The 20965-nt window shown below is 61.5% G+C and carries 19 protein-coding genes; 10 read left to right on the plus strand and 9 right to left on the minus strand.

Annotated elements, in window-relative coordinates; translation table 11 throughout:
- Positions 1-69: 69 nt before the first annotated feature.
- Positions 70-1080, plus strand: coding sequence for an isocitrate/isopropylmalate dehydrogenase family protein (locus tag GSR16_RS01510; protein ID WP_159874825.1), 1011 nt, complete (start codon positions 70-72; stop codon positions 1078-1080).
- 658 nt (positions 1081-1738) lie between these two features.
- Here GSR16_RS01510 and GSR16_RS01515 read toward each other — a convergent pair.
- Together GSR16_RS01515 and GSR16_RS01520 are read right to left on the minus strand one after the other, a co-directional pair.
- On the minus strand, positions 1739-2776 hold the full coding sequence (locus tag GSR16_RS01515; RefSeq protein ID WP_159874826.1) for a glycosyltransferase family 4 protein: 1038 nt from the start codon (positions 2774-2776) through the stop codon (positions 1739-1741).
- The gene (locus GSR16_RS01520) at positions 2764-3705 is read right to left on the minus strand and encodes a UDP-2,3-diacylglucosamine diphosphatase (protein ID WP_159874827.1); all 942 of its coding nucleotides are present in this window, start codon (positions 3703-3705) and stop codon (positions 2764-2766) included. Before GSR16_RS01520 ends, GSR16_RS01515 begins: the two co-directional genes overlap by 13 nt.
- 173 nt (positions 3706-3878) lie before the next feature.
- Between GSR16_RS01520 and GSR16_RS01525 the strand changes: the two genes are divergently transcribed.
- From GSR16_RS01525 to GSR16_RS01540, 4 genes are all read left to right on the plus strand, one after another.
- A complete protein-coding gene (locus tag GSR16_RS01525) occupies positions 3879-4148 on the plus strand; it encodes a PepSY domain-containing protein (protein WP_159874828.1) in 270 nt (89 codons plus the stop codon).
- 84 nt (positions 4149-4232) lie between these two features.
- Positions 4233-4808, plus strand: coding sequence for a cytochrome b/b6 domain-containing protein (locus tag GSR16_RS01530; RefSeq protein ID WP_159874829.1), 576 nt, complete (start codon positions 4233-4235; stop codon positions 4806-4808).
- A gap of 2 nt (positions 4809-4810) precedes the next feature.
- Complete coding sequence (locus GSR16_RS01535; RefSeq protein WP_159874830.1) at positions 4811-5473, plus strand: response regulator; 663 nt, start codon at positions 4811-4813, stop codon at positions 5471-5473.
- Positions 5470-6834, plus strand: coding sequence for an ATP-binding protein (locus GSR16_RS01540; RefSeq protein WP_159874831.1), 1365 nt, complete (start codon positions 5470-5472; stop codon positions 6832-6834). Before GSR16_RS01535 ends, GSR16_RS01540 begins: the two co-directional genes overlap by 4 nt.
- A 185-nt stretch (positions 6835-7019) precedes the next feature.
- Here the strand turns inward: GSR16_RS01540 and GSR16_RS01545 are convergent, their stop codons facing one another.
- On the minus strand, positions 7020-7409 hold the full coding sequence (locus GSR16_RS01545) for a hypothetical protein (protein ID WP_159874832.1): 390 nt from the start codon (positions 7407-7409) through the stop codon (positions 7020-7022).
- 129 nt (positions 7410-7538) lie between these two features.
- Between GSR16_RS01545 and GSR16_RS01550 the strand changes: the two genes are divergently transcribed.
- The 3 genes from GSR16_RS01550 (at position 7539) to GSR16_RS01560 (ending at position 11268) form a co-directional block, all read left to right on the plus strand.
- Entirely contained in the window at positions 7539-8804 is a 1266-nt protein-coding gene (locus GSR16_RS01550; protein ID WP_159874833.1) for a sensor histidine kinase, read from the plus strand.
- Complete coding sequence (locus tag GSR16_RS01555) at positions 8801-9328, plus strand: response regulator transcription factor (RefSeq protein ID WP_159874834.1); 528 nt, start codon at positions 8801-8803, stop codon at positions 9326-9328. The genes GSR16_RS01550 and GSR16_RS01555 overlap by 4 nt, the downstream gene beginning before the upstream one ends.
- Before the next feature lie 317 nt (positions 9329-9645).
- Complete coding sequence (locus GSR16_RS01560) at positions 9646-11268, plus strand: 3-(methylthio)propionyl-CoA ligase (RefSeq protein ID WP_159874835.1); 1623 nt, start codon at positions 9646-9648, stop codon at positions 11266-11268.
- 197 nt (positions 11269-11465) lie between these two features.
- Here GSR16_RS01560 and GSR16_RS01565 read toward each other — a convergent pair whose 3' ends face one another.
- Positions 11466-11705, minus strand: coding sequence for a hypothetical protein (locus GSR16_RS01565; RefSeq protein ID WP_159874836.1), 240 nt, complete (start codon positions 11703-11705; stop codon positions 11466-11468).
- Between GSR16_RS01565 and GSR16_RS01570 the strand changes: the two genes are divergently transcribed.
- Positions 11704-13578 (plus strand): methyl-accepting chemotaxis protein, encoded by a 1875-nt coding sequence (locus GSR16_RS01570; protein ID WP_159874837.1) that lies wholly within the window; start codon positions 11704-11706, stop codon positions 13576-13578. The two genes, GSR16_RS01565 and GSR16_RS01570, sit on opposite strands and share 2 nt — an antisense overlap.
- Before the next feature lie 45 nt (positions 13579-13623).
- Positions 13624-15480, plus strand: a complete 1857-nt coding sequence (locus GSR16_RS01575) for a tetratricopeptide repeat protein (protein ID WP_159874838.1) — start codon at positions 13624-13626, stop codon at positions 15478-15480.
- Between the two features lie 3 nt (positions 15481-15483).
- Here GSR16_RS01575 and GSR16_RS01580 read toward each other — a convergent pair whose 3' ends face one another.
- From GSR16_RS01580 to GSR16_RS01600, 5 genes are all read right to left on the minus strand, one after another.
- Entirely contained in the window at positions 15484-16875 is a 1392-nt protein-coding gene (locus tag GSR16_RS01580) for an FAD-binding oxidoreductase (protein WP_159874839.1), read from the minus strand.
- 20 nt (positions 16876-16895) lie between these two features.
- Positions 16896-17519, minus strand: coding sequence for a glutathione S-transferase family protein (locus GSR16_RS01585; RefSeq protein WP_159874840.1), 624 nt, complete (start codon positions 17517-17519; stop codon positions 16896-16898).
- Complete coding sequence (locus tag GSR16_RS01590) at positions 17516-19087, minus strand: sodium:solute symporter family transporter (RefSeq protein WP_240902575.1); 1572 nt, start codon at positions 19085-19087, stop codon at positions 17516-17518. The genes GSR16_RS01585 and GSR16_RS01590 overlap by 4 nt, the downstream gene beginning before the upstream one ends.
- Positions 19084-19299: a DUF485 domain-containing protein gene (locus GSR16_RS01595; protein ID WP_159874841.1), complete on the minus strand. Its 216-nt coding sequence runs from the start codon at positions 19297-19299 to the stop codon at positions 19084-19086. Before GSR16_RS01595 ends, GSR16_RS01590 begins: the two co-directional genes overlap by 4 nt.
- A 69-nt stretch (positions 19300-19368) precedes the next feature.
- On the minus strand, positions 19369-20724 hold the full coding sequence (locus GSR16_RS01600) for an aldehyde dehydrogenase family protein (RefSeq protein ID WP_159874842.1): 1356 nt from the start codon (positions 20722-20724) through the stop codon (positions 19369-19371).
- Positions 20725-20965: the final 241 nt, after the last annotated feature.

Here is a 20965-nt window from a genome sequence, read left to right on the forward strand (position 1 = left end):
TTATTTTTAGGTGGCTGACGTAGTGGCGAGTACAATCTGCTGTTCTGCGGACAGAAAGCGGAGCAAGCGATGAAGCTGTGTGTGATTCCCGGTGACGGGATCGGTCATGAAGTGGTACCGGTAGCCGTGGGCGTGCTGCAAGCCGTGCTGCCGGGTTTGCAGCTGGTATTTGCCGATGCCGGCTGGGAAACGTTCTGCCAACACGGCAAGGCCCTGCCGGACAAGACGCTGCAGGCCGCGCGCGATTGTGGTGCCGTATTCTTTGGTGCAGTCAGTTCCCCCATGCAGCTGGTGGAGGGGTATCGCTCGCCCATCGTGCAGTTGCGCCGCGAGCTGGGCTGCCACGCCAATATCCGCCCCACGCTCAGTCTGCCCTTGCCGGTTTGCCGTCCTGGAATTGATCTGATCATCGTCCGTGAGAATACCGAAGACCTGTATGTCGGGGACGAGCAGTCTGATGGCGAAGTCGCCGTCGCCATCAAGCGGATTACCCGCACCGCTTCATTACGTGTTGCCAGAAGCGCCTTTGAAATGGCCAGGCATGCCGGACGCCAGCGCATCACCATCATCCACAAAGCCAATATTCTGCCGCGCACCGATGGCCTGTTCCGTGATTGTGCCCGCGAGGTGGCGCGGGAGTATCCGGAAATTTCCGTGGATGAAATGTTGGTGGATACCGCGGCCATGCGGCTGGCACAGGCTCCGGAAAGTTTTGACATGCTGCTGGCCCCCAACCTCTACGGCGACATCCTGTCTGATCTGGTGGCGGCATTTGGCGGAGGGCTGGGCTTGGCACCGTCGCTGAATCTCGGCGTGACGGCAGCCATTGCCGAGCCGGTACATGGTTCGGCACCGGATATTGCCGGGCAGGGCATTGCCAATCCCCTGGCGGCCATTCTCAGTGCGGCGATGTTGCTCAGGATCTGGTGGCAGCGTGCCGACCTTGCCTTACTCGTGGAACTGGCAGTGCGCTCTACCCTGGAAGAGGGCATTGCCACACCGGACGTCATTTCTCCGGGAGTAAGCACGCAGCATCTGGCGCGTGCAGTGATTGAGCGACTGAAGCAGGGACAAGGCTAGAACGAGAAAGAGGGCGGCTTGACCGGCCGCCCTCTGTGGTGTGTCACTGCATGCTTGAAAAGAAGGATTTGCGGGATAACGCAAATATCACATACAAGTCTTCACCCTGTGTGGCCCCGAACATGTCTGCCAACGATGTCCTGACTGCAGGCGCACAGGTTTTACCAAAGAACAGGCTGTATGCACAGCACTAGATAAGTCTCAAACAACTGATGTTACGGAATGGCTGCCCGGTTTTGTATGGGCGGTAACATCATGCTCGCTGCCTGTTACGGTAGCGCAGAGGGGAATGGCTTCCCGGTTTACTCATCATGCTTTAGCAAAGTCTGTTGTTTCGTGTCTGGCGTACCGACTACCTGTCGTCTGATGCATCCGTAATGGACGCTTGCTGCGCTCGCGGGCAAGTCTGAGCTTCCCGCCATCAAACCTGAAAAGGTGATGGGTTTTGAGCGCCGGTGTGAACAAGGTTGTCGGAATCCGGCCGTTGACTCATCCCAAACCCTCCCTGTTGCTCAATGACTTCAGTATAGGCCGCTGCGGTTTCTACTCAAGTTTTTTTTCTGCAATGCCGGGTATCCGGCAATGCATATGTGCTGAAGCCTTGTGCTTGCCTGCTTGGCAGGCGCAGCCATTTTGCAACGCCATGCTGTGCATGGTTTCAACTGGCTTGTGGCTTGAGCATGGCTACCCGTTCTGGTGAGTTGGGGTGCAGGTGCTGCTCGAACTGGCGAGCGGCTGCGGTCCAGGAAAAGCGTTCGGCCACGGCCCGGACATGGTTGCGGTCTATCTTGAGTGCCTCCAGGCAGGCCTGGCGCAGATCTTCATGCAGCACCCCGGCACCGCTGTTGCCCACCACGTCGCGCGGACCGGCGACCGGGTAGGCGGCCACTGGTGTGCCGCAGGCCATGGCCTCCAGTAGAACCAGGCCGAAGGTGTCGGTGAGACTGGGAAAGACAAATACGTCGGCCGCACGATAGAACCTTGCCAGCTCTGCTTGCGGAAACACGCCAGCAAAATGGACATCGGGATATTCGCGTTGCAGGCGGGACAGCAAGGGGCCGTCACCGACTACCCATTTGCTGCCGGGCAGATCGAGTTTGAGGAAGGCCTCGATGTTCTTTTCCACGGCTACCCGGCCGATATAGACAAAGCGCGGTGCCTGGCTTTCATCCAGCCGTTCGCGCGTGCCGGGTGTGAACAGCTGGGTGTCCACGCCACGGCTCCACAGCACCACCTTGTTGAAGCCGCGGGCGCGCAGGTCGTCGGCAATGGACTGGGTGGGGACCATGGTGGCGCTGCCAGCATTGTGGAAACGGCGCATCCAGGCATAGCTGATGGGCAGGGGAAGGCGGGTGCGGGCGGCGATGTATTCCGGAAAACGGGTGTGATAGGCGGTGGTAAATGCCAGCTTGTGCCGTAGGCAGTAACGGCGTGCCGCCAGGCCCAGAGGGCCTTCGGTGGCAATATGGATGGCATGGGGCGACAGGCCGGCAATACGCTGTGCCACTTGGTGATATGGCAGGATGGACAGGCGGATGTCCGGGTAGGTGGGACAGGGCAGGGTGTTGAATTCCAGCGGCGTGATCATTTCCACCTGATGGCCGAATGCCGTCAGTTCACGGCTGGTTTCGGTCAGGGTGCGGACTACGCCGTTGACCTGCGGCTGCCAGGCATCGGTGACAATCAGGATGCGCATGGGGTCTCCTGGCTGGGGTCGGAAAGCGGGTGGTTGTCGTCATGCTGCTGTTTACTGACCGGGACTGGTGTGACGGGCCAGCCTGGGCGGGGCAGTTCGTTGTCAAAGGCGGGTTTGCTGTCTGATGTGGCCTGGCGGTTTTTTCGACCGGTCTTTTCCGGCTGGCTGAGCAGTGTGGTCCAGTACACCACTTCCAGTCGGCCATCTGCATGCTCGACCAGGGCTGACAGGCTTTCCACCCAGTCCCCGCTATTGCCGTACAGCACGCCATCGATATCGCGGATTTCAGCCTTGTGGATATGTCCGCAGATCACGCCATCGTAGGCGCGGCGGCGGGCTTCTCCGGCCAGGATCTTCTCGAAGTCACTGATGAAGTTGACCGCGTTCTTTACCTTGTGTTTGAGGTATTGCGACAGCGACCAGTACGGCAGATCCAGCTGCTTGCGCAGCCAGTTGAAGCCGCGGTTCAGCTGCAGGATGGCGGTGTAAAGCGAGTCCCCGACATAGGCCAGCCACTTGATGTGCTGGATAACCCCGTCGAATTCGTCGCCGTGGATGATCAGCAGGCGTTTGCCATCGGCTGTGGTGTGTTCCGCTTCGCGCCGGATGGCGATGCCGCCGAAGTCCAGCCCGGCGTAATGTCGCGCCGCTTCATCGTGATTGCCCGGCACATAGACTACCTGGCAGCCTTTGCGCGCCTTGCGCAGCACCTTTTGCACCACATCGTTGTGGCTTTGCTTCCAGTACCAGGACTTTTTCAGCTGCCAGCCGTCGACGATATCGCCCACCAGATAGAGGTAGTCGGATTCATTGTGCTTGAGAAAATCCAGCAGATGATCGGCGCGGCAACCGGCGGTTCCCAGGTGGACATCGGAAATCCAGATGGCGCGATAGTGCTGCTTGTTGCCAGGGTCGGAGTCGGGCTGCATGTTAGGTCCGTTCTGCCATGGGTACAGCACCATGCTGCATGCGGCAGATGACAGCGCGATGAGGTTTTGGTGAATGGCTGATGACGCAGAGGGCGTTAAGTTGGGTTTAAGACTGTTGCGCTTAAATAGCCCTGCTGCCGGAATGAACCGGTTTAATCCTGGAGATTCGAGAAATGAAAAAACTGCTGCTGACTGCCCTGATTGCTGCCTTCGCCGCCCCCGCCGCCTTTGCTGCCGCCAAGTGCGAAACCCACCCCAAGAGCGAGTGGATCAAGCAGGAAGACTTCAAGAAACAGCTGGAAGGTCAGGGCTACAAGATCGACAAGTTCAAGGTGAGCGGCCAGTGCTATGAAATCTATGGCAAGAACAAGGACGACAAGAAGGTGGAAATCTACTTCGACACCAAAACCGGCAAGCCGGTAAAGAGCGAAGTACAGCAATAAGCGGCTGCTGGGCTGCACTCGCGGTACGGGAAGGCCGGCTGCCGATGGGGCCGGCCTGTTCTCTGGCTGAAAGGAAATGGATTGATGGCTGACAATACACAGGAAATCAAGGTGTGGGACCGTTTTGTCCGGGTATTTCACTGGACGCTGGCGGCCTGTGTGCTGGGCAATTATTTTGTGCTGGAAGATGGCGAGGGCCCGCATCGCTGGAGCGGTTATCTGGCGGTGGTGCTGGTGTTGTCGCGGGTGATCTGGGGGTTTGTCGGCAGCCGACATGCCCGTTTTGCCGATTTCTTTCCTACGCCGCGCTGCTTGCAGGCACACTGGCAGGACATGCGCCAGGGCCGCCTGGATGCCCATGCCGGGCATAACCCGCTGGGTGCGCTGATGATGTTGTGGCTGATGGCGCTGGTGCTGGGCTTGGGTGTCAGCGGTTATCTGCTTGGTACTGATGCATTCTGGGGCGATGACGGCATGCAGGAACTGCATGAGGCGCTGGCCAATATCCTGATCGGTAGTGTTGGCCTGCATGTGCTGGCAGCACTGCTGATGAGCTGGCTGGGCGGTATCAACCTGATCAAGGCCATGGTGACCGGCGTAAAAACCATACCGCAGAACCGCGGCGAGTCCGCAGTGCCGGAGTTCGAAGCAAGGAAATAAACATGCGCATACTGGTGGTTGAGGATGATCCGCTGATCGGGGATGGCCTGAAAATGGGCCTGAGCCAGTTAGGCTTCGTGGTGGACTGGTTTCGCCAGGGACGTGAAGGCATGGCCGCACTGTCGGCAGCCCCGTTTGATGCCGTGGTGCTGGATCTGGGCCTGCCTAGCATGGATGGCATGGATATCCTGACTGCCTGGCGCCAGAACGGGCAGGATGTCCCGGTATTGGTGCTGACCGCGCGCGATGCGCTGGATGACAGGCTGAAGGGGCTGGATGCCGGCGCAGACGATTATCTGGTCAAACCATTTGCCCTTAGCGAAGTTGCGGCGCGTCTGCGGGCGTTGATTCGCCGCCGTCATGGTCAGACCAGCAACCGCCTGAGCCATGGCCGGGTCAGTCTCGATCCGGTCGCACGTACCGCCTGGCTGGACGAGGCGCAACTGGAGCTTACCGCCCGCGAACTGGCCTTGCTGGAGCTGTTGCTGTCCAGCAAGGGCAGGGTGCTGCCGCGTGACCTGATCGAGGAAAAGCTGTACGGCTGGGGTCAGGAGCTGGAAAGCAATGCGGTGGAAGTGTATGTCCACCATCTGCGTAAGAAGCTGGGAGCCGGCTTCATTCGTACCCAGCGAGGTGTGGGTTATGCCCTGGGTGAACCGGCATGACGCGCCAGCCCACCTTGCAGCGCCGGCTGGCCATCCTGCTGCTGGTGACCGTGCCGCTGATCTGGCTGGTCTCGACCGGGGTGGCGGTCTATGTGGCGCATCATGAGGTGGACGAGCTGTACGATACCCAGCTCACCCTGTTCGCCCGCCAGTTGTTGATCGTCAATATGGGCGAACATGGAGATGACGAGCTGCCAGCGCTGCCCAAGACCAAAAAGCTGATCCGTGGTGGTGATCGTGGCGAAGTGGAAGATGACGATATCGGCGTTGCTGTATGGAATGGTGATGGCAGCCTGTTGCTGAGCGACGGCAAGGGGCGTCATTTCAGCTTTGATGCCAGCCGGCGTGGTTTCTACAGTGTCAGCGGGCATGACGATAGCGACGAGTGGCGGTTATTTTATTTGCCGGCACCGGATGGCTCGCGCCTGGTAGCGGTGGGGCAGCGGCAAAAGCTGCGTCACGAAATGGTATTCAAGGTGATAGAAGGGCAGCTGCTGCCCTGGCTATTGGGGCTGCCGGTACTGCTGCTGCTGATTTTGTGGGCAGTGCGCAAGGGTTTGCGGCCCTTGCAGCAGGTGGCCAGTGATCTTGGGCGGCGCAGCGCGCTGGACAGCAGCCCGCTGACCGAGAATGTGCCGGGCGAGGTGTTACCCATGGTGCGTGCCCTCAACGCCCTGTTTGCCCGTATCGCAGAAACGCTGGAACACGAGCGCCGTTTTACCGCCGATGCTGCGCATGAATTGCGCACTCCGCTGGCAGCCTTGCAGGTGCAGGCTGAAGTGATGGCGCTGATGCCGGACGATGCCGGGCGCCAGCATGCTTTGCAACAGTTGCAGCAAGGCATACGCCGTGCCACCCGCCTGGTGGAGCAGCTGCTTGCATTGTCACGGCTGGACCCCTTGCAAGGCCTGTCCAGCAGCCAGAATGTTGACTGGGATGTAGTCAGTCGTGAGGCCATGGCTGATGTACGCAGTGCGGCGGCTGAAAAAAACATGGTGCTGGACATCGTGTGGCAAACCGCTGCGCCCAAGGTGCTGCCACTGACCGGAGATGCCACCCTGCTGACCTTGCTGTTGCGCAATTTGCTGGATAATGCCGTGCGCTATTGTCCGGCTGGGGCACATATCGTGCTGGTACTGGCGGAAGGAGAAATCCTGGTGCAGGACGATGGCCCGGGTATTGCCCCCGAATGGTTGGCGCGGGTACATGAGCGTTTTTTCCGCCCGCCGGGGCAGGACATGCCCGGCAGTGGGCTGGGATTATCCATTGTCGAACGCATTGCCAGTTTGCACGGCTTGGGTCTGACGTTGGCGAACCGGGAAAGTGGTGGTTTGCAGGTCAGCCTGCGCAAGCTCAGCTGACACTGCGGCAATCTGTCGCATTGGCCTGGCATTTTCGACAGCGTATTGTTGGTGCCAGACAAGCCGGCAGGCGTATGCCTGCCGGAACACACTCCAAGGTGTTGTTGCCCGCCCCGACCAGGCGGGCTTTCTTTTTGCGGCTTACCCGTTGCTGTTTGTCAGCTTCGTAGTCCGGATGTACTGCCTCAGGTCTGCGCAGCGGTGCCGGGCAGTCGCCAGTACAGGGCATTGCACACCCCGCCAGCCATTGCGCCCACATAATAATTGAATACCGGATCGTACAGTGCCGGCTGCAGCCAGCGACTGTAGTAGAGGGTGATGACACCACCGATGAGTGCTCCGGGCAGCGCGGCCAGCAATAATAGCCGCCAGCGCGGCCAGGCTTGCTGCCAGTGGCTGATGCTGCCCTCCAGCGACAGCCGCAGCAAGACAAGCAGCACGCCGGCCAGTGCCGCCGGCAGCGCACCCAGCATGTAAGCCAGCATGGGCATCACCCCGGTGGCCAGCAGGCCCACCAGCGGGCCCAGTGCGATAAACAGGATCAGGCCGCAGGCGGCAAGTTTCAAATGTTTCATCCGTCATGGTTCGACAAAAAGTCTTGCAAGACTAGCAGACTGGCGCGATGGCGACGAGCGGGGCCGCTTTCGCGGTGCGGCATTATGTCGCAGTCACTGCCGGGGCGGCGGGATGCTAAAGTGTCGACCATGCTGGCCCAATTGTTTTCTTCCTCTTCACGCTTGGTGGCAGACCTGCCCGATGCCGTGCGCCTGATTGCCCGCCTGCGCTGGCTGATGCTGGGTGCAGGTGGCGTACTGTTGTTACTGCTTGCCGCTGCCGGCCTGTCCCTGCCCTGGCTGCTGCTGTTGCAGGCGCTGGCAACGCTGGCCCTGTTCAATCAACTGCTGGGTGGGCAACTGCAGCGTGGTGCTTCGCCCCTGCTGCTGCTGCGGCTGGGTTTGCTGGCCGATGTGCTGGCCCTGACCGAGTGTCTGGCATTCAGCGGTGGGGCGGCCAATCCCCTGGCTTCGCTTTACCTGCCGCCGGTATTGTTTGCCGCCTTATTGTCCCCTGGCGTGTTTGCCTGGGGACTGTCGCTGCTGAGCATGCTGGCCTATGCCGCGCTGTTTGGCTGGCATCTGCCCTGGCCCTTGCAAGGCAGTGATGCCGCCTATGCGTTTTCCCTGCATCTGCTTGGGATGTGGCTGACCTTTGCCTTGTCTGCCCTGCTGATTACCAGCTTTGTGTCCTGGCTGGCACGTCAGCTGGCCGCCCGCGAAGCTGCCCTGGCTGCGGCCAGGGAAACCCAGCTGCGTGACGAACAGTTGCTGGCCGTGGGCATGCAGGCAGCAGGAGCGGCACATTCGCTATCCACACCCATCAATACCCTCACCCTGCTGGTGGATGACATGCTGCAGCAGCATGCTGCCGATGCATCCTTGCAGGAAGATCTGTTTCTGATGCAGGCCCAGCTGGCGGCCTGTGCCCGAGCGCTGTCCCGGCTGAAGCAGGGTGTACAGCAGGCCGATACCGCACAAGCGCTGTTTGCCACGCTGGCACAGCAGTTGTCAGGCTGGCGCAGCCTGCGCCCCGATGTTCAGCTGGACTGGCAGGCGACACCAGGGCCGGACCCGCTGGTGCGGCTGGATGCCGCCTTCTGGCCGGCATTTTTCAACCTGATCAATAACGCAGCCGAGGCGGGAGGCGGGGTGCTCACTGTGACGGCGGCCCTGCACGGCAAGTTGTTGCAGCTGGACATCATCAACCCGTCGGGTCGTTTGTCCACGGCACAGTTGCAACGTGCCGGTCTGGCACCGTTGACATCCAGCAAACCTGCCGGGATGGGGCTGGGGGTGATGCTCAGCCATGCCACACTTGCCAGGCTGGGCGGCACCCTGACGCTGGAAAACAGGCCGGAGGGTGGGGTGCATGCCTGTGTGCGATTACCCCTGCGGCTGGAGGAGCAAGCATGACGCTGGATTTTCTGCTGGTTGATGATGACGAGGCTTTCAGCACGGTTCTATCCCGGGCATTGGCGCGACGGGGCTTCCAGGTGGAATGCGCGGTCAACGGTGCCCAGGCATTGCAACTAAGGGAGGACGTCCCGCAGCGTATCGTGCTGGATCTTAATCTGGAAGGAGAAAGCGGCCTGCGACTGTTGCCGGACTTGCGCCAGCTTTACCCGCAGGCTGCAGTTGTCGTACTGACCGGCTACGCCAGCATTGCCACGGCGGTGGAGGCAACCAAGCTGGGGGCGGTGCAGTACCTGGCCAAGCCGGCTACGGTGGATGACATTCTGGCGGCATTCCAGCAGGTCAGTGCTAACCCGGAGCTGCCGCTGGCACCACAGCCCATGTCGCTGCGGCGTGTTACCTGGGAGCATCTGCAACGGGTACTGAACGAACACGACGGCAATATTTCCGCTACCGCCCGCTCCATGGGTATGCACCGCCGCACCTTGCAGCGCATGCTGGCCAAGCGGCCCGTGAAAAGCTAAAACGCATCAGCTGTTGTATTCGGCGGATTGGTTTTTTCATTGCGACTGGCAAGTAAGTTTCCATACCTATTTACAGTAATTTCCCTGCATATCGTGCGGTGTTTCTCTATATCACGCACAAGCCCTGCTCTGGCAAGGCTTTGGCTGTTATTCTGCCAAGCAAGCGCTAGGAAACCTGCTGTGGCATCTTCTGCAAAGCACAGTTTTCATCAGCGGGTCTTTCCGGATGGCATCAGAAAATATGATTGGAGCAAATGCCCCAAAATGCATATGGTCTTTTGATGGACTCACAAACCACGACAATAGAGGGGAACAAGATGCGTGGACAAATGATGGATCAGCCGCTGCTGATTTCTGCCCTGCTGCAACATGCCGAAACCTATCATGGCGACAGCGAGATCGTGTCGCGTACTGTGGAAGGCCCGATCCACCGCTATACCTACCGTGAAGCCGCACGCCGCAGCCGCCAGCTGGCCAATGCCCTGGCCGGCCTGGGGGTGCAGCATGGCGATACTGTTGGCACCCTGGCCTGGAACGGTTATCGCCATTACGAAATCTACTTTGCCACTTCTGGTTCCGGTGCCATCTGTCACACCGTCAATCCGCGCCTGTTTGCCGAGCAGATCAGCTACATCATCAATCACGGCGAAGACAAGGTGCTGATGTTTGATCTGAGCTTTCTGCCTGTTGTGGAGCAGATTGCAGCCGAGCTCACCACCGTGCAGCATTTTGTCCTGCTGACCGACCGTGCCCACATGCCGCGCGAGACGCCGCTGGACAACCTGCTGTGCTATGAAGACCTGGTCAACAGCCACAGCGACCACTACCAGTGGCCGGCATTCGACGAAAACACTGCCTCCAGCCTGTGTTACACCTCGGGCACCACCGGCAACCCCAAGGGCGTGCTGTATTCGCATCGTTCCACCGTGCTGCATGCCTTTGCCAGTTCGCTGCCGGACAGCCTGGATATCTCGGCCCAGGGCGCCATCATGCCGGTGGTGCCGATGTTCCATGTCAACGGTTGGGGCCTGCCCTACAGCTGCACCATGAACGGGGCCAAGCTGGTGTTGCCCGGACCCAAGATGGACGGGGTCAACCTGTACGAGCTGATCGAGAGCGAAGGCGTCACCATGGCCGCCGGCGTGCCCACCATCTGGATGATGCTGTTGCAGCACTGCCAGAAGAATCATCTGAAAATACACAGTCTGAAGCGTGTGATCGTGGGCGGCTCTGCGGCACCGGAAAGCATGGTTGACCAGTTGGCCGAGCATGGTGCCGAGTTGCGCCAGCTGTGGGGCATGACCGAGCTGTCGCCCTGTGGCACAACCAGTACGCCCAAGTTCAAGCATCAGGGCTGCGACACGTCTGCTTTACGTGCACTGCAAACCAAGCAGGGCCGCCCGATTTACGGTGTGGCTATCCGTATTGTCGATGATGAAGGCAAACCGCTGCCCAATGACGGCGTGGCCTTTGGCAATCTGCAGGTGAAGGGGGCGTGGGTGCTGTCGCGCTACTTCAAGCGCGAGCTGGACGACTGTCATACCGAGGATGGCTGGTTCAATACCGGCGACGTTGTCACCATCGACCGTGACGGCTACATGAAGATTACCGACCGCACCAAGGACGTGATCAAGTCTGGCGGCGAGTGGATCAGCTCGATCGAGCTGGAAAACATTCTGGTTGGCCACCCGGCAGTCGCCGAGGCTGCGGCTATCGGGGTAGTGCATCCCAAGTGGGACGAGCGCCCGCTGATGGTGGTGGTGCTAAAGGCTGGTGCCGGCGCCACGCGTGAAGAGCTGATCGGCTTTTACGAAGGCAAGATCGCCAAGTGGTGGACACCGGATGATGTGGTGTTCCTGGATGAGCTGCCGCACACCGCCACCGGCAAGCTGCAGAAGATGAAGTTGCGCGAAATGTTCAAGGATTATCAGTGGGCATGAGGGATAAGCCGCTGAATTGAATGGACAGAATAGAGCATTTGCGCTAAATTGTGCATCGCACTGAAGACCGCAAGGTCTTTTGTGGTGTTAGCCCCTCGAAGCATCGAGCTGGTAACCCCGGCCAGATGTTTCTTCCTCGTGTTGGCCCCTGAGAACCCTCAGGGGATTTTTTTTGCCTGCGCATCCTCGCCCATTTTTCAGCCGGGCTTGCACTTGTTCTTGCCTGCCTCTGCTGTGTCTTTTGTGCCGCCTTGCAACAGGCATCGTGCATGCATTACCTGCTGCAAACCGTCTTTGCTGTTCTGGATCAAATTGTAAATAAGTATTTCATAATTTAATGTCAAAGTAGATGAAAGGTCGGTAATTCCACACCGCAAGGCAGGACCGGCCATGATGGCTAGAATCAAGTCCGGCACCAGTCCGGTAGGGGGAAACATGAAATCCTTGCGCAGCAAACTGATTGCTTTCAATGCCTTGTTGATGGCCTTGTTCGGCCTGGTATTGGTGCTGATTGTCTTCATCCAGATGCGGGGCGAGATACTGAGCGGCCTGAATCACGAGTTTGATTCGGCGCTGAAGGGGCAGGGCAGCGTGGTGAAAACCTGGCTGGATGACAAGAAACAGCAGATCACGGCCCAGGCCAGCGCGGCGGAGGAGGCGGACGCCCTGCGCTTTCTCAAGGTAGGGGCGCGGGCCGGTTTCAATGTCAATTATGCAGGCTATGCCGATGGGCGCTCGGTGTTCTCCGATGACTGGGTTGCGCCCGCCGATTACAAGGTCAACACGCGCGACTGGTATCAGCAGGCCGTGGCGGCTGGCAAGGCAGTAGTGACCGAGCCCTATGTGGATGAAGCCAGCAAGAAACTCACCATTACCGTGGCCGCGCCGATTCGCCAGGCAGACCGCACACTGGGTGTGGCCGGTGGTGATGTGTTTGTCGACAGCCTGGTGAAGTCGGTGTTGTCCCTGCAGGTGCGTGGTAATGGCTATGCCTTCATCACCGATGGCAAGGGCACCATCCTGGCCCATCCGCAGGCCGGGTTGACGCTCAAGCCCATCAGCCAGCTGGCACCGGAGCTGACCAGCGCCCGTCTGGCCGAGTTGGCAAGCAGCAACAGCCTGCAGCGGGTGGTGCTGGATGGCCAGGACATGCTGCTGTCGGTGCAGCGGATCCCCGACAGCGACTGGCTGATTGGCTTGGCCACGCACCGCGATGCCATCCTGGCACCGCTCAATACCCTGCTGCTGAGTGTCGCCGGCCTGAGCGTGCTGGTTTTTGCCCTACTCACTCCGCTGGCCAGCGTGTTGCTGGGGCGCATGCTGGGTGGACTGGTGGCGCTGAAAAATGCCATGCAGGACATTGCGCATGGCGAGGGTGATCTCACCTTGCGGCTGCAACTGAAGGGCAAGGACGAAATTGCGGCCACCGCCGAGGCCTTTAACCAGTTTGTCAGCCAACTGGCCATCCTGTTCCGTGGCCTGCGCGACGATGCTGGCGGGGTGGTGCAAGGGGTAGGGCAGGTTTCAACCCAGGTGCTGGATGTGGCCGAGCGCGCCCGCAGCATCTCCGACATGTCCTCTTCCAATGCCGCCACGCTGGAGCAGATTACCGTCAGTATTGCCCATATTGCGGATAACGCCCGTGAGGCTGACCAACTAGCCTCCGCTACCGGGCAGGGGCTGGAATCCGGTGCCCAGGGCATGCACCAACTGGCCGAGGGCATGGAAAGTACGGTGCAGTCGGTACGCTCGCTGGAAAGCATGCTGGCAGCACTGGAGCAGCGCTCGCTGCAGATTTCCGGTATTACCGATGTCATCCGCGATATCGCCGATCAGACCAATCTGCTGGCGCTCAATGCCGCCATCGAGGCCGCGCGCGCAGGTGAACAGGGCCGCGGCTTTGCCGTGGTGGCGGACGAGGTGCGCAAGCTGGCCGAACGCACTGCCCAAGCCACGGTGCAGATTGCCGGCATGGTTACCGCCATCCGCAGCGAAACCGGCAAGGCGGTGGGCGATGTACAGCAGACGGTGACGGTGGTGAACGACGGCGTGCTGCTGACCCAGCAGGCGGTGGCGAATATCCAGTCCATCCGCCACTCCATGCTGGAAGTGGTCGGCAAGATGTCGGAAATTTCCCATTCAACTCAGGAACAGCATAATGCCAGTACGTTGATCGCGCAGAGCTCGGAGCAGATCAACAGCCGGGTGCTGGAAAACGATGCCATGCTGCAGCAGGCCAGTGACACCCTGCAGGGTCTGGCTGGCAAGGCGGGGCAGATGAATGGAGAATTTGCCAAGTTCCGGCTGTAGCATGGCCGCGAAGGCGGCAGGGCCGTCAGGATAAGGGAGGAAGTCATGTTGTTGTCACCGCTGGCACTGCGTGCCGCCACGCTGCTGGCGGAGCAGGATCTGCCCGCAGCCTTGCAGGCCGCACAGCAGTGTCTGGAGGCGGAGCCGGACAATGCGCCGATCTGGACCCTGCTTGGTGTCTGTGCCGCCCGGCTGGCACGGCAGTCCCTGGCTGAACAGTGCTGGCAACAGGCGCTGCAGCTGGACCCCAGCGTGGTCGATGCCCATTACAACCTGGGCTGCCTGTACGGCGAGCGGAGAGAGCGGGGACTGGCGGAGCAACATTACCGGGCGGAATTGCGCCTGCAGCCCGGGCACGCTGGCAGTCTGGGCAATCTGGCGGTACTGCTGGCGCAGGCTGGGCAGTTGGCCGAGGCGGAAGCATGTTACCGGCAGGCACTGCAGGCCACGGCCCATACCCGGGATGGGCTGGATGTGCGGTACAACCTGGCCCTGCTGCTGTCGCAGACTGACAGGCTTGAAGAAGCGGAAGCACTGTTGCAGGTGCTGCTGCAGCAGCAGCCGGATGATGAAGCTGGCAATGCGCTGCTGGGAAGTCTCTATCAGCAGCAAGGGCAGGATGAAGCCGCCCGAGCCTGTTGGGAACGGATCTTGCAGCATGCGCCGCAGCATCCGGAAGCGCTGAACAATCTGGCACTGATTTGTCAGCAGCAACGGCGCTGGGATGAGGCCGCCAGTTTGTTGCAAAGAGCGCTGCTGCAGGCGGCACCGCCGCCGGACTTGCTGCTCAATCAGGCAAATGGCCTGTTGCAGCAGGGCAATGCCGCCGCCGCCCTGCCGTTGTTGCAGCAAGCCATTGCCCAACATCCCCGCCATGCGCCGCTGCATGATGCGCTGGGTGTGGTCTGCAGTGAGCTGCGTGAAGCGGAGCAAGCGGAAGCCGCCATGCGCCGGGCGGTGGAGCTGGCACCGGGCCAACCGCGTTTCCGGCAGAATCTGGCCTATCTGCACCTGGCACTGGGGCGCTGGAGTGCCGGTTGGGAAGCGCTGGATGCCCGCTTGCAGCGCCTGCCATTGCGTGGTGGCCTGCCTACCCTGTCATCACCGCGTTGGGAGGGTGAGCCATTGGCCGGACGCCACCTGCTGCTGTGGTTCGAGCAGGGGCTGGGCGATGCATTGCAGTTTTGCCGCTATCTGCCCTTGCTGCAGCCGGCGCGTCTGAGCGTGGTATGCCGCCCGGAACTGATCCGCCTGTTACAGGGCATGCGCTTGGCTTGTCCGGTTGAATTCCTGCCTTTGCACCGCCTGGACATGACCGTGCCGCCACATGACTGCCACGTATTCTCCATGAGCCTGCCGCGCTGGCTGGGACCGGACCCGGCCACCACGCCACCGGCACATTTCCCCCAGCATGCCAGGCCTCCTTTGCCATCGGCAGGTCGTCCGCGCCGGCTGGGGCTGGTGTGGCGCGGCCATGCCCGCCATCCGTTCGACCATCATCGTTCGCTGCCCGATATCCGCTTGCTGGCACCCTTGCTGGCCTTGCCCGGCATCCACTGGATCAGCCTGCAATTACCGGTGGATGAGCAAGAACAGGCATGGTTGAGCGCCTGGCCCACCCTGGTGGCGGGTGAGCAGGGGCTGGATGATCTGGCGGCAACGGCCAGTGTATTGGCCGGGCTGGACGGGCTGGTGACGGTGGACACCGCGCTGGCGCATCTGGCCGGCAGTCTGGGCCTGCCGTGCTGGCTGTTGCTGTCGGCCTGCCATACCGACTGGCGCTGGGGCTGGCAGGGGGAGGCCAGCCCGTGGTATCCCGCCGTGCGGCTATGCCGTCAGTCCCAGCCGGGCGACTGGAGCGGGGTGATCACCCGGCTGGCCAGCCGGCTGGGCGAGCAGTAACTATCAGGGCGGTGACAGCCACTTGCCCGGGTTCATCAGGCCCAGCGGGTCCAGCAACTGCTTGATGCCGCGCATCAGCTGCAGGGCGGTCGGGTCCTGATAGCGTTGCAGCCAGTGGCCCTTCAACTGGCCGATGCCATGCTCGGCAGCCAGCGTGCCCTGATGGCGATACACCAGGTCGTAGACAATGGCGTTGACGCTGTCCTCGTCTTCAAACAAATGGGCATTGTCCGGCCGGGTATAGCTGATGTTGTAGTGCAGGTTGCCATCGCCGGCATGGCCGAAGGCGATAATGCGTACCGTGGGAAAGGCCCGGCTGAGTGCGGTCGCGCATTGTTCCAGAAACGCCGGAATGGCAGAGCTGGGCAGGCCGATATCATGCTTGATGCTGGGGCCGTCGCGCTTCTGGGTTTCCGACATGGCTTCCCGCAACTGCCACAGTTGCTGCCGGTCTGCCTCGCTGTGCGCCAGCACGCCATCTGGCAGGTTCTGCGTGGCCAGCCAGTCCACCAGCAGTTGCTGCAGCTGGTGGCTGTCGCCACTGTCGGACAGCTCGGCCAGCACCGCCCAGGGCTGGATGAAGGGCAGTTGGCCTGGGTGGTACTTTTCCAGCAGCTGCTGACAGGGCTGCGACATGATTTCAAAGGTGGTCAGCCGGTCGCCAAAGGCCTGGCGCAGTGCCGACAGCAGGTTGATGGCCGCCTGGCTGCTGTCTACCCCCAGCCAGGCGGTGGCATGCGCGCCAGGCAGCGGGAACAGCTTGAGCGTGGCCGCGGTGATCAGCCCCAACTGGCCTTCCGCACCGATGAATAGCTGTTTCACGTCCAGCCCGCTGGTGTCCTTGCGCAGGCCGGAGAGCTGATGCAGCACCCGGCCATCCGGCAGCACCACTTCCAGTCCCAGCGCCAGCTCGCGCATGGTGCCGTAGCGCAGTACCGCCAGCCCGCCGGCGTTGGTGGACAGGTTGCCGCCAATCTGGCAACTGCCCTCGCTGGCTAGCGACAGCGGAAACAGGCGACCGGCCTCTACGGCCAGTTGTTGCAGCACGGCCAGCGTCATGCCGGCTTCCACCGTGATGCTGTTGTTGGCGGTATCGATGGCGCGCAGGCGGTTCATCCGCTGCATGGCAATCACCAGCTGGCGGCCCGTGTTATCCGGGGTGGCTGCGCCGCAGGTGGAGGTATTGCCCCCTTGCGGCACCACCGCCACTTGCTGGTGCTGGCACAGCCGCAGCAGCGCGGCCACTTCTGCCGTGCTGCCCGGCAGCACCACGGCCAGCGGCTGGCCCTGATAGCGGCGGCGGTAGTCCAGCGTGTAGGGCGCGGTGTCTTGCGGCAGGGTCAGCACATGACCGGCACCGACAATGGCGGCAAGGTCAGCAAGCAGATCGGGCATGGCGTCTTCCTTGGGGCAGGTCAGTCGGGAATCTCGGCAGCCATCAGTTCATCCGGGTGCTGCCAGCCGGGCAACTGGCTGATGCGTTGCAGCCAGGCGGCAACGTGCGGCCAGGCGGCAAGGTCAAGCCCGGCATCGCCCAGCCACCACAGATAGGCACTGGCCGACAGGTCGGCAATGGTCGGGGTGCTGCCGATCAGGTAGGCATGCTGGCTCAGCGTGTTATCCAGTACCGCCAGATCGGCGCGTACCCGCTGTTCCAGCCAGGCGGTGACATCGGTCGGCTGCGGGAAGAACTTGCGCGCCAGGCGCAGGTTGGGCAGGGAGAAACCGATGCGGTTGCTCTCCCAGCACAGCCATTCACGCACCAGCTGGCGCTCGCCGGGCGCACCATCCAGCCGGCCGTAATTGTCGGCCAGCCATTGCAGGATGGCATTGGACTGGCACATGGCGGTGCCGTCGGCTACCAGTACGGGTACTTCACCAAAGCGGCTGACGGCACGGAAGTCTTCCGCCCGCTCTGCGCGTGGCAGGGCCAGGTCGACATGGACATAATCATGCGATACATCCGCCAGCATCAGTGCCAGGCGCACTTTGTAGCTATGTCCGGAAAAACAGTTGCCGTACAGGGTGAGAGTGGTCATGTCGTGGGTTCTTGTTGTGATGTTGATGAGGCGCTTGCTACGGCTGTGGTGGTCTGCTGCAGTGTCTGCGCCTCCGCGTGAGGCGTCAACGGGCTTGGCCTGCTGGTGCCGAGCGAGCCCAGCCAGGCAGCGGCAAAGGCCAGCGGAACCGAGAACAGCGCCGGATTGGCATAGGGAAACAGCGGGCCGGGCCGGCCCAGCATGCCTACCCAGACCGTGGGGCCGGTAATGATGCACAACAGGGCGGCCAGCATGCCGCCATAGCCGCCGGCCAGCGCGCCGCGCGCGCTCAGCCCGCGCCAGTTCAGTGCCAGCAGCAGGACCGGGAAATTGCTGCTGGCGGCAATGGCAAATGCCAGCCCCACCAGAAAGGCAATGTTCAGGTTCTGGAACAGGGTGGACAGCAGCACGGCCAGCAGGCCCAGTAGCAGCACGGCCAGTCGCGACAACTGCCATTCGCGGCGCGGGTCGGCAGCGCCACGGCACAGCCACAGGGCGTACAGGTCGTGGCTGACGGCACTGGCCCCGGCCATGGCCAGGCCGGCCACTACCGCCAGAATGGTGGCAAAGGCCACGCCGGCAACCAGCGCCTGCAGCCATGGTCCGCCCAGCAGGCTGGCCAGATGCAGGGCCGCCATATTGCCACCGCCCAGCAGCTTGCCGGCGGCATCATGAAAGCGGCCATCTGCAGCCACCAGCAGCAGCGCGCCATAGCCGATGATGATGTTCAACAGGAAGAACAAGCCGATTAATCCGGTAGCCCAACCCACCGAGCGGCGTGCCGCGCGGGCATCCGTTACCGTGAAAAAACGCATCAAGATATGCGGCAGTCCCAGCAGACCCAGGCTGAGGCCCAGGCCCAGCGACAGGGCATCCACCGGGTCGGCCAGCGCCTTGCCGGGTAGCAGTGCCCAGCCATGCTCCAGTCGGCGCACCGCGGCAAACAGCTGTGCCGGGCTGCCATCAAAGCGTTGCAGCACGCCGCCGGCCAGTAGCAAGGCACACAGCAGCATCAGGCTTGCCTTGAGCATTTGTACCCAGGTGGTGGCCAGCATGCCGCCCAGTGCCACCTGTAGCACCATCAGGCCGACCACCAGCAGCACGGCGGCCAGATAGGGCAGGCCGAACAGCAGTTGCAGCAGCTTGCCGGCACCGACCAGTTGTACGATCAGGTAGAACACGGTGACGGTGAGCGAGCTGATGATGCTCATCAAGCGTACCCGCCGGTCATCAAAGCGGCTGGCCAGCACATCGGCCACGCTGTAGCGGCCCAGGGTGCGCAGCTTGTCGGCCAGCAACAGCATCAGCAAGGGCCAGCCGGCCAGCGTGCCGACGGCATACACCAGCGAGTCGTAGCCCTGGCCCAGATACATGCCGATGGAACCGAGAAAGGCGGCGGCCGACAGGTAGTCGCCGGCCAGCGCCAGGCCGTTCTGCCAGGCCGGCAATTGTCCGCCGGCGGTATAGAAATCCGCCGCCGAGCGGGTGCGCCGTGCCGCCTGCCAGGTCAGCAGCAGGCTGGTGGTGACAAACAGCAGGAAAAAGATACTGGCAGCCGACATGATCATGGCTTTCGCTCTGCCGCGCGGATGTGCAGCAGGGTGATGAGGAAAAACAGGACAAACAGCAGCAAGGCCAGCAGGATCGAGCACGGCCAGCCGGCCAGCGTTAGCGCCAGCCACGCCGGTGCCATGGCAATCAGCAGGAAATAGCCAAGGCAGCTGCCAAGTACCAGCAAGCTTAGCCAGGCGCTATGGGAGATCCGGAGGAAGGGTTTCATGGCAGCGGACATCATGATATTGCGCTGGTGGAGGAGGCCGGTGCCGGCACATCCCCCCCGGCGTGGCGACTATTTCTGCCAGTAGGTTTTGACATTAACGAACTCATACAGACCGAACTCGGACAGCTCGCGGCCATAACCCGACGCCTTCACGCCACCAAAGGGTAGGCGCAGGTCCGAGCTGGTGTGCCGGTTGATGAACACACTGCCCACTTCCAGCTGGCGCGCCAGCGCCCAGCCGTGGGCGGTGTCGGCGGTATAGATGGATGCCCCCAGCCCGAACGGCGTGTCATTGGCCAGGCGGATGGCATCGGCTTCGTCGCGGGCGCGCAGAATGCTGGCTACCGGGCCGAATACTTCTTCGTGATAGACCCGGCAGCGATCCGATACATGGTCCAGCACCGTGGCCGGATAGAAAAAGCCCGGTGCTGGCGGCAACTGGCCGCCCAGCAGTAACTGCGCACCCTGATGACAGGCATCCATGACTTGCGCATGCAATGCCTCGCGCAGGTCGGCACGCGTCAGCGGTGACAGGGTGGTGGCCGGGTCGCGCGGATCTCCTGGCTGCAGCTTGCTGGCCGCTGCGACAAAGGCTGCGACAAAAGCTTCGGCAATTTCCGGGACCACGATCATGCGCTTGGCGGCATTGCAGCTTTGGCCGGCATCACGGAAACGCGAATTGACCGCGTCCTGCGCGGCGGCCTCGATATCGGCATCGGCCAGTACGATGAAGGGATTGCTGCCACCCAGTTCCAGCACGGTCTTTTTCAGATGCTTGCCGGCCAGGCTGGCGATGATGCGTCCGGTATGCGTGGAGCCGGTAAAGGCCACGGCGTCGCTGCGGCGGATGGCTTCCTCGACCAGGTCGTGGTCAATCCAGGCAATATCCAGACAGTCCAGTCCGGCGGCATGAACCAGTTCCAGCAGGCGCTGGGTACATTGCGGTACCGATGGTGCGGGTTTGACCAGGCAGGTATTGCCAGCCATCAGTGCGGGTACGGCAAAGCGCAGCAATTGCCAGATGGGATAATTCCACGGCATTACTGCCAGTACGCAACCCAGAGCCTCGAAAGCCACCCCGCTCTGACTGGCCTGGGTCGGTATGGATTGGGGTGCCAGCAGGGCTGGTGCCAGTTCGGCGTAGTAGCGGATCAACTGGGCTGACTTGTCGATCTCGGCCAGGCATTCAGCCGTGCGCTTACCTACTTCCAGTGTAACCAGCGCGGCCAGCTCTTCGCGCTTGGCTTCCAGTTGCATGGCCAGCTGCAGCAAGCGCTCCGCTCTTTGCGATACGGATAGCGCGGCCCAGCGGATTTGTGCGTTTTTAAGTTGTGAGAGGGCAAGATCCAGACGATCCCGGCTCCAGCCCGGACGGGTAAAAACCACCTCGGCGGTGGCAGGGTTGCAACTGGTGAAGGCATTCATGGCCGGCAGGCAAAGGAATCAGCAAGAGCAGCGACTGTAACAAATCGCCCCGGCTTGTGACAGGGTCTTGTCAGGCGATTGCCGGTTTTATGCCGGGCGGACTGAATGCAGGGAAGGGTGAAACGATAAAAAAAGACCCCGTATTAACGGGGCCGAATATTTCAGGTGAGTGCATGGGTCAATCAAGAAGAGACTTGCAGATTGAAACACCGCATGCGCTTGTACTGGCCTTTGCACAGCG

Source organism: Aquitalea denitrificans, assembly GCF_009856625.1.
Lineage (GTDB): Bacteria > Pseudomonadota > Gammaproteobacteria > Burkholderiales > Chromobacteriaceae > Aquitalea > Aquitalea denitrificans.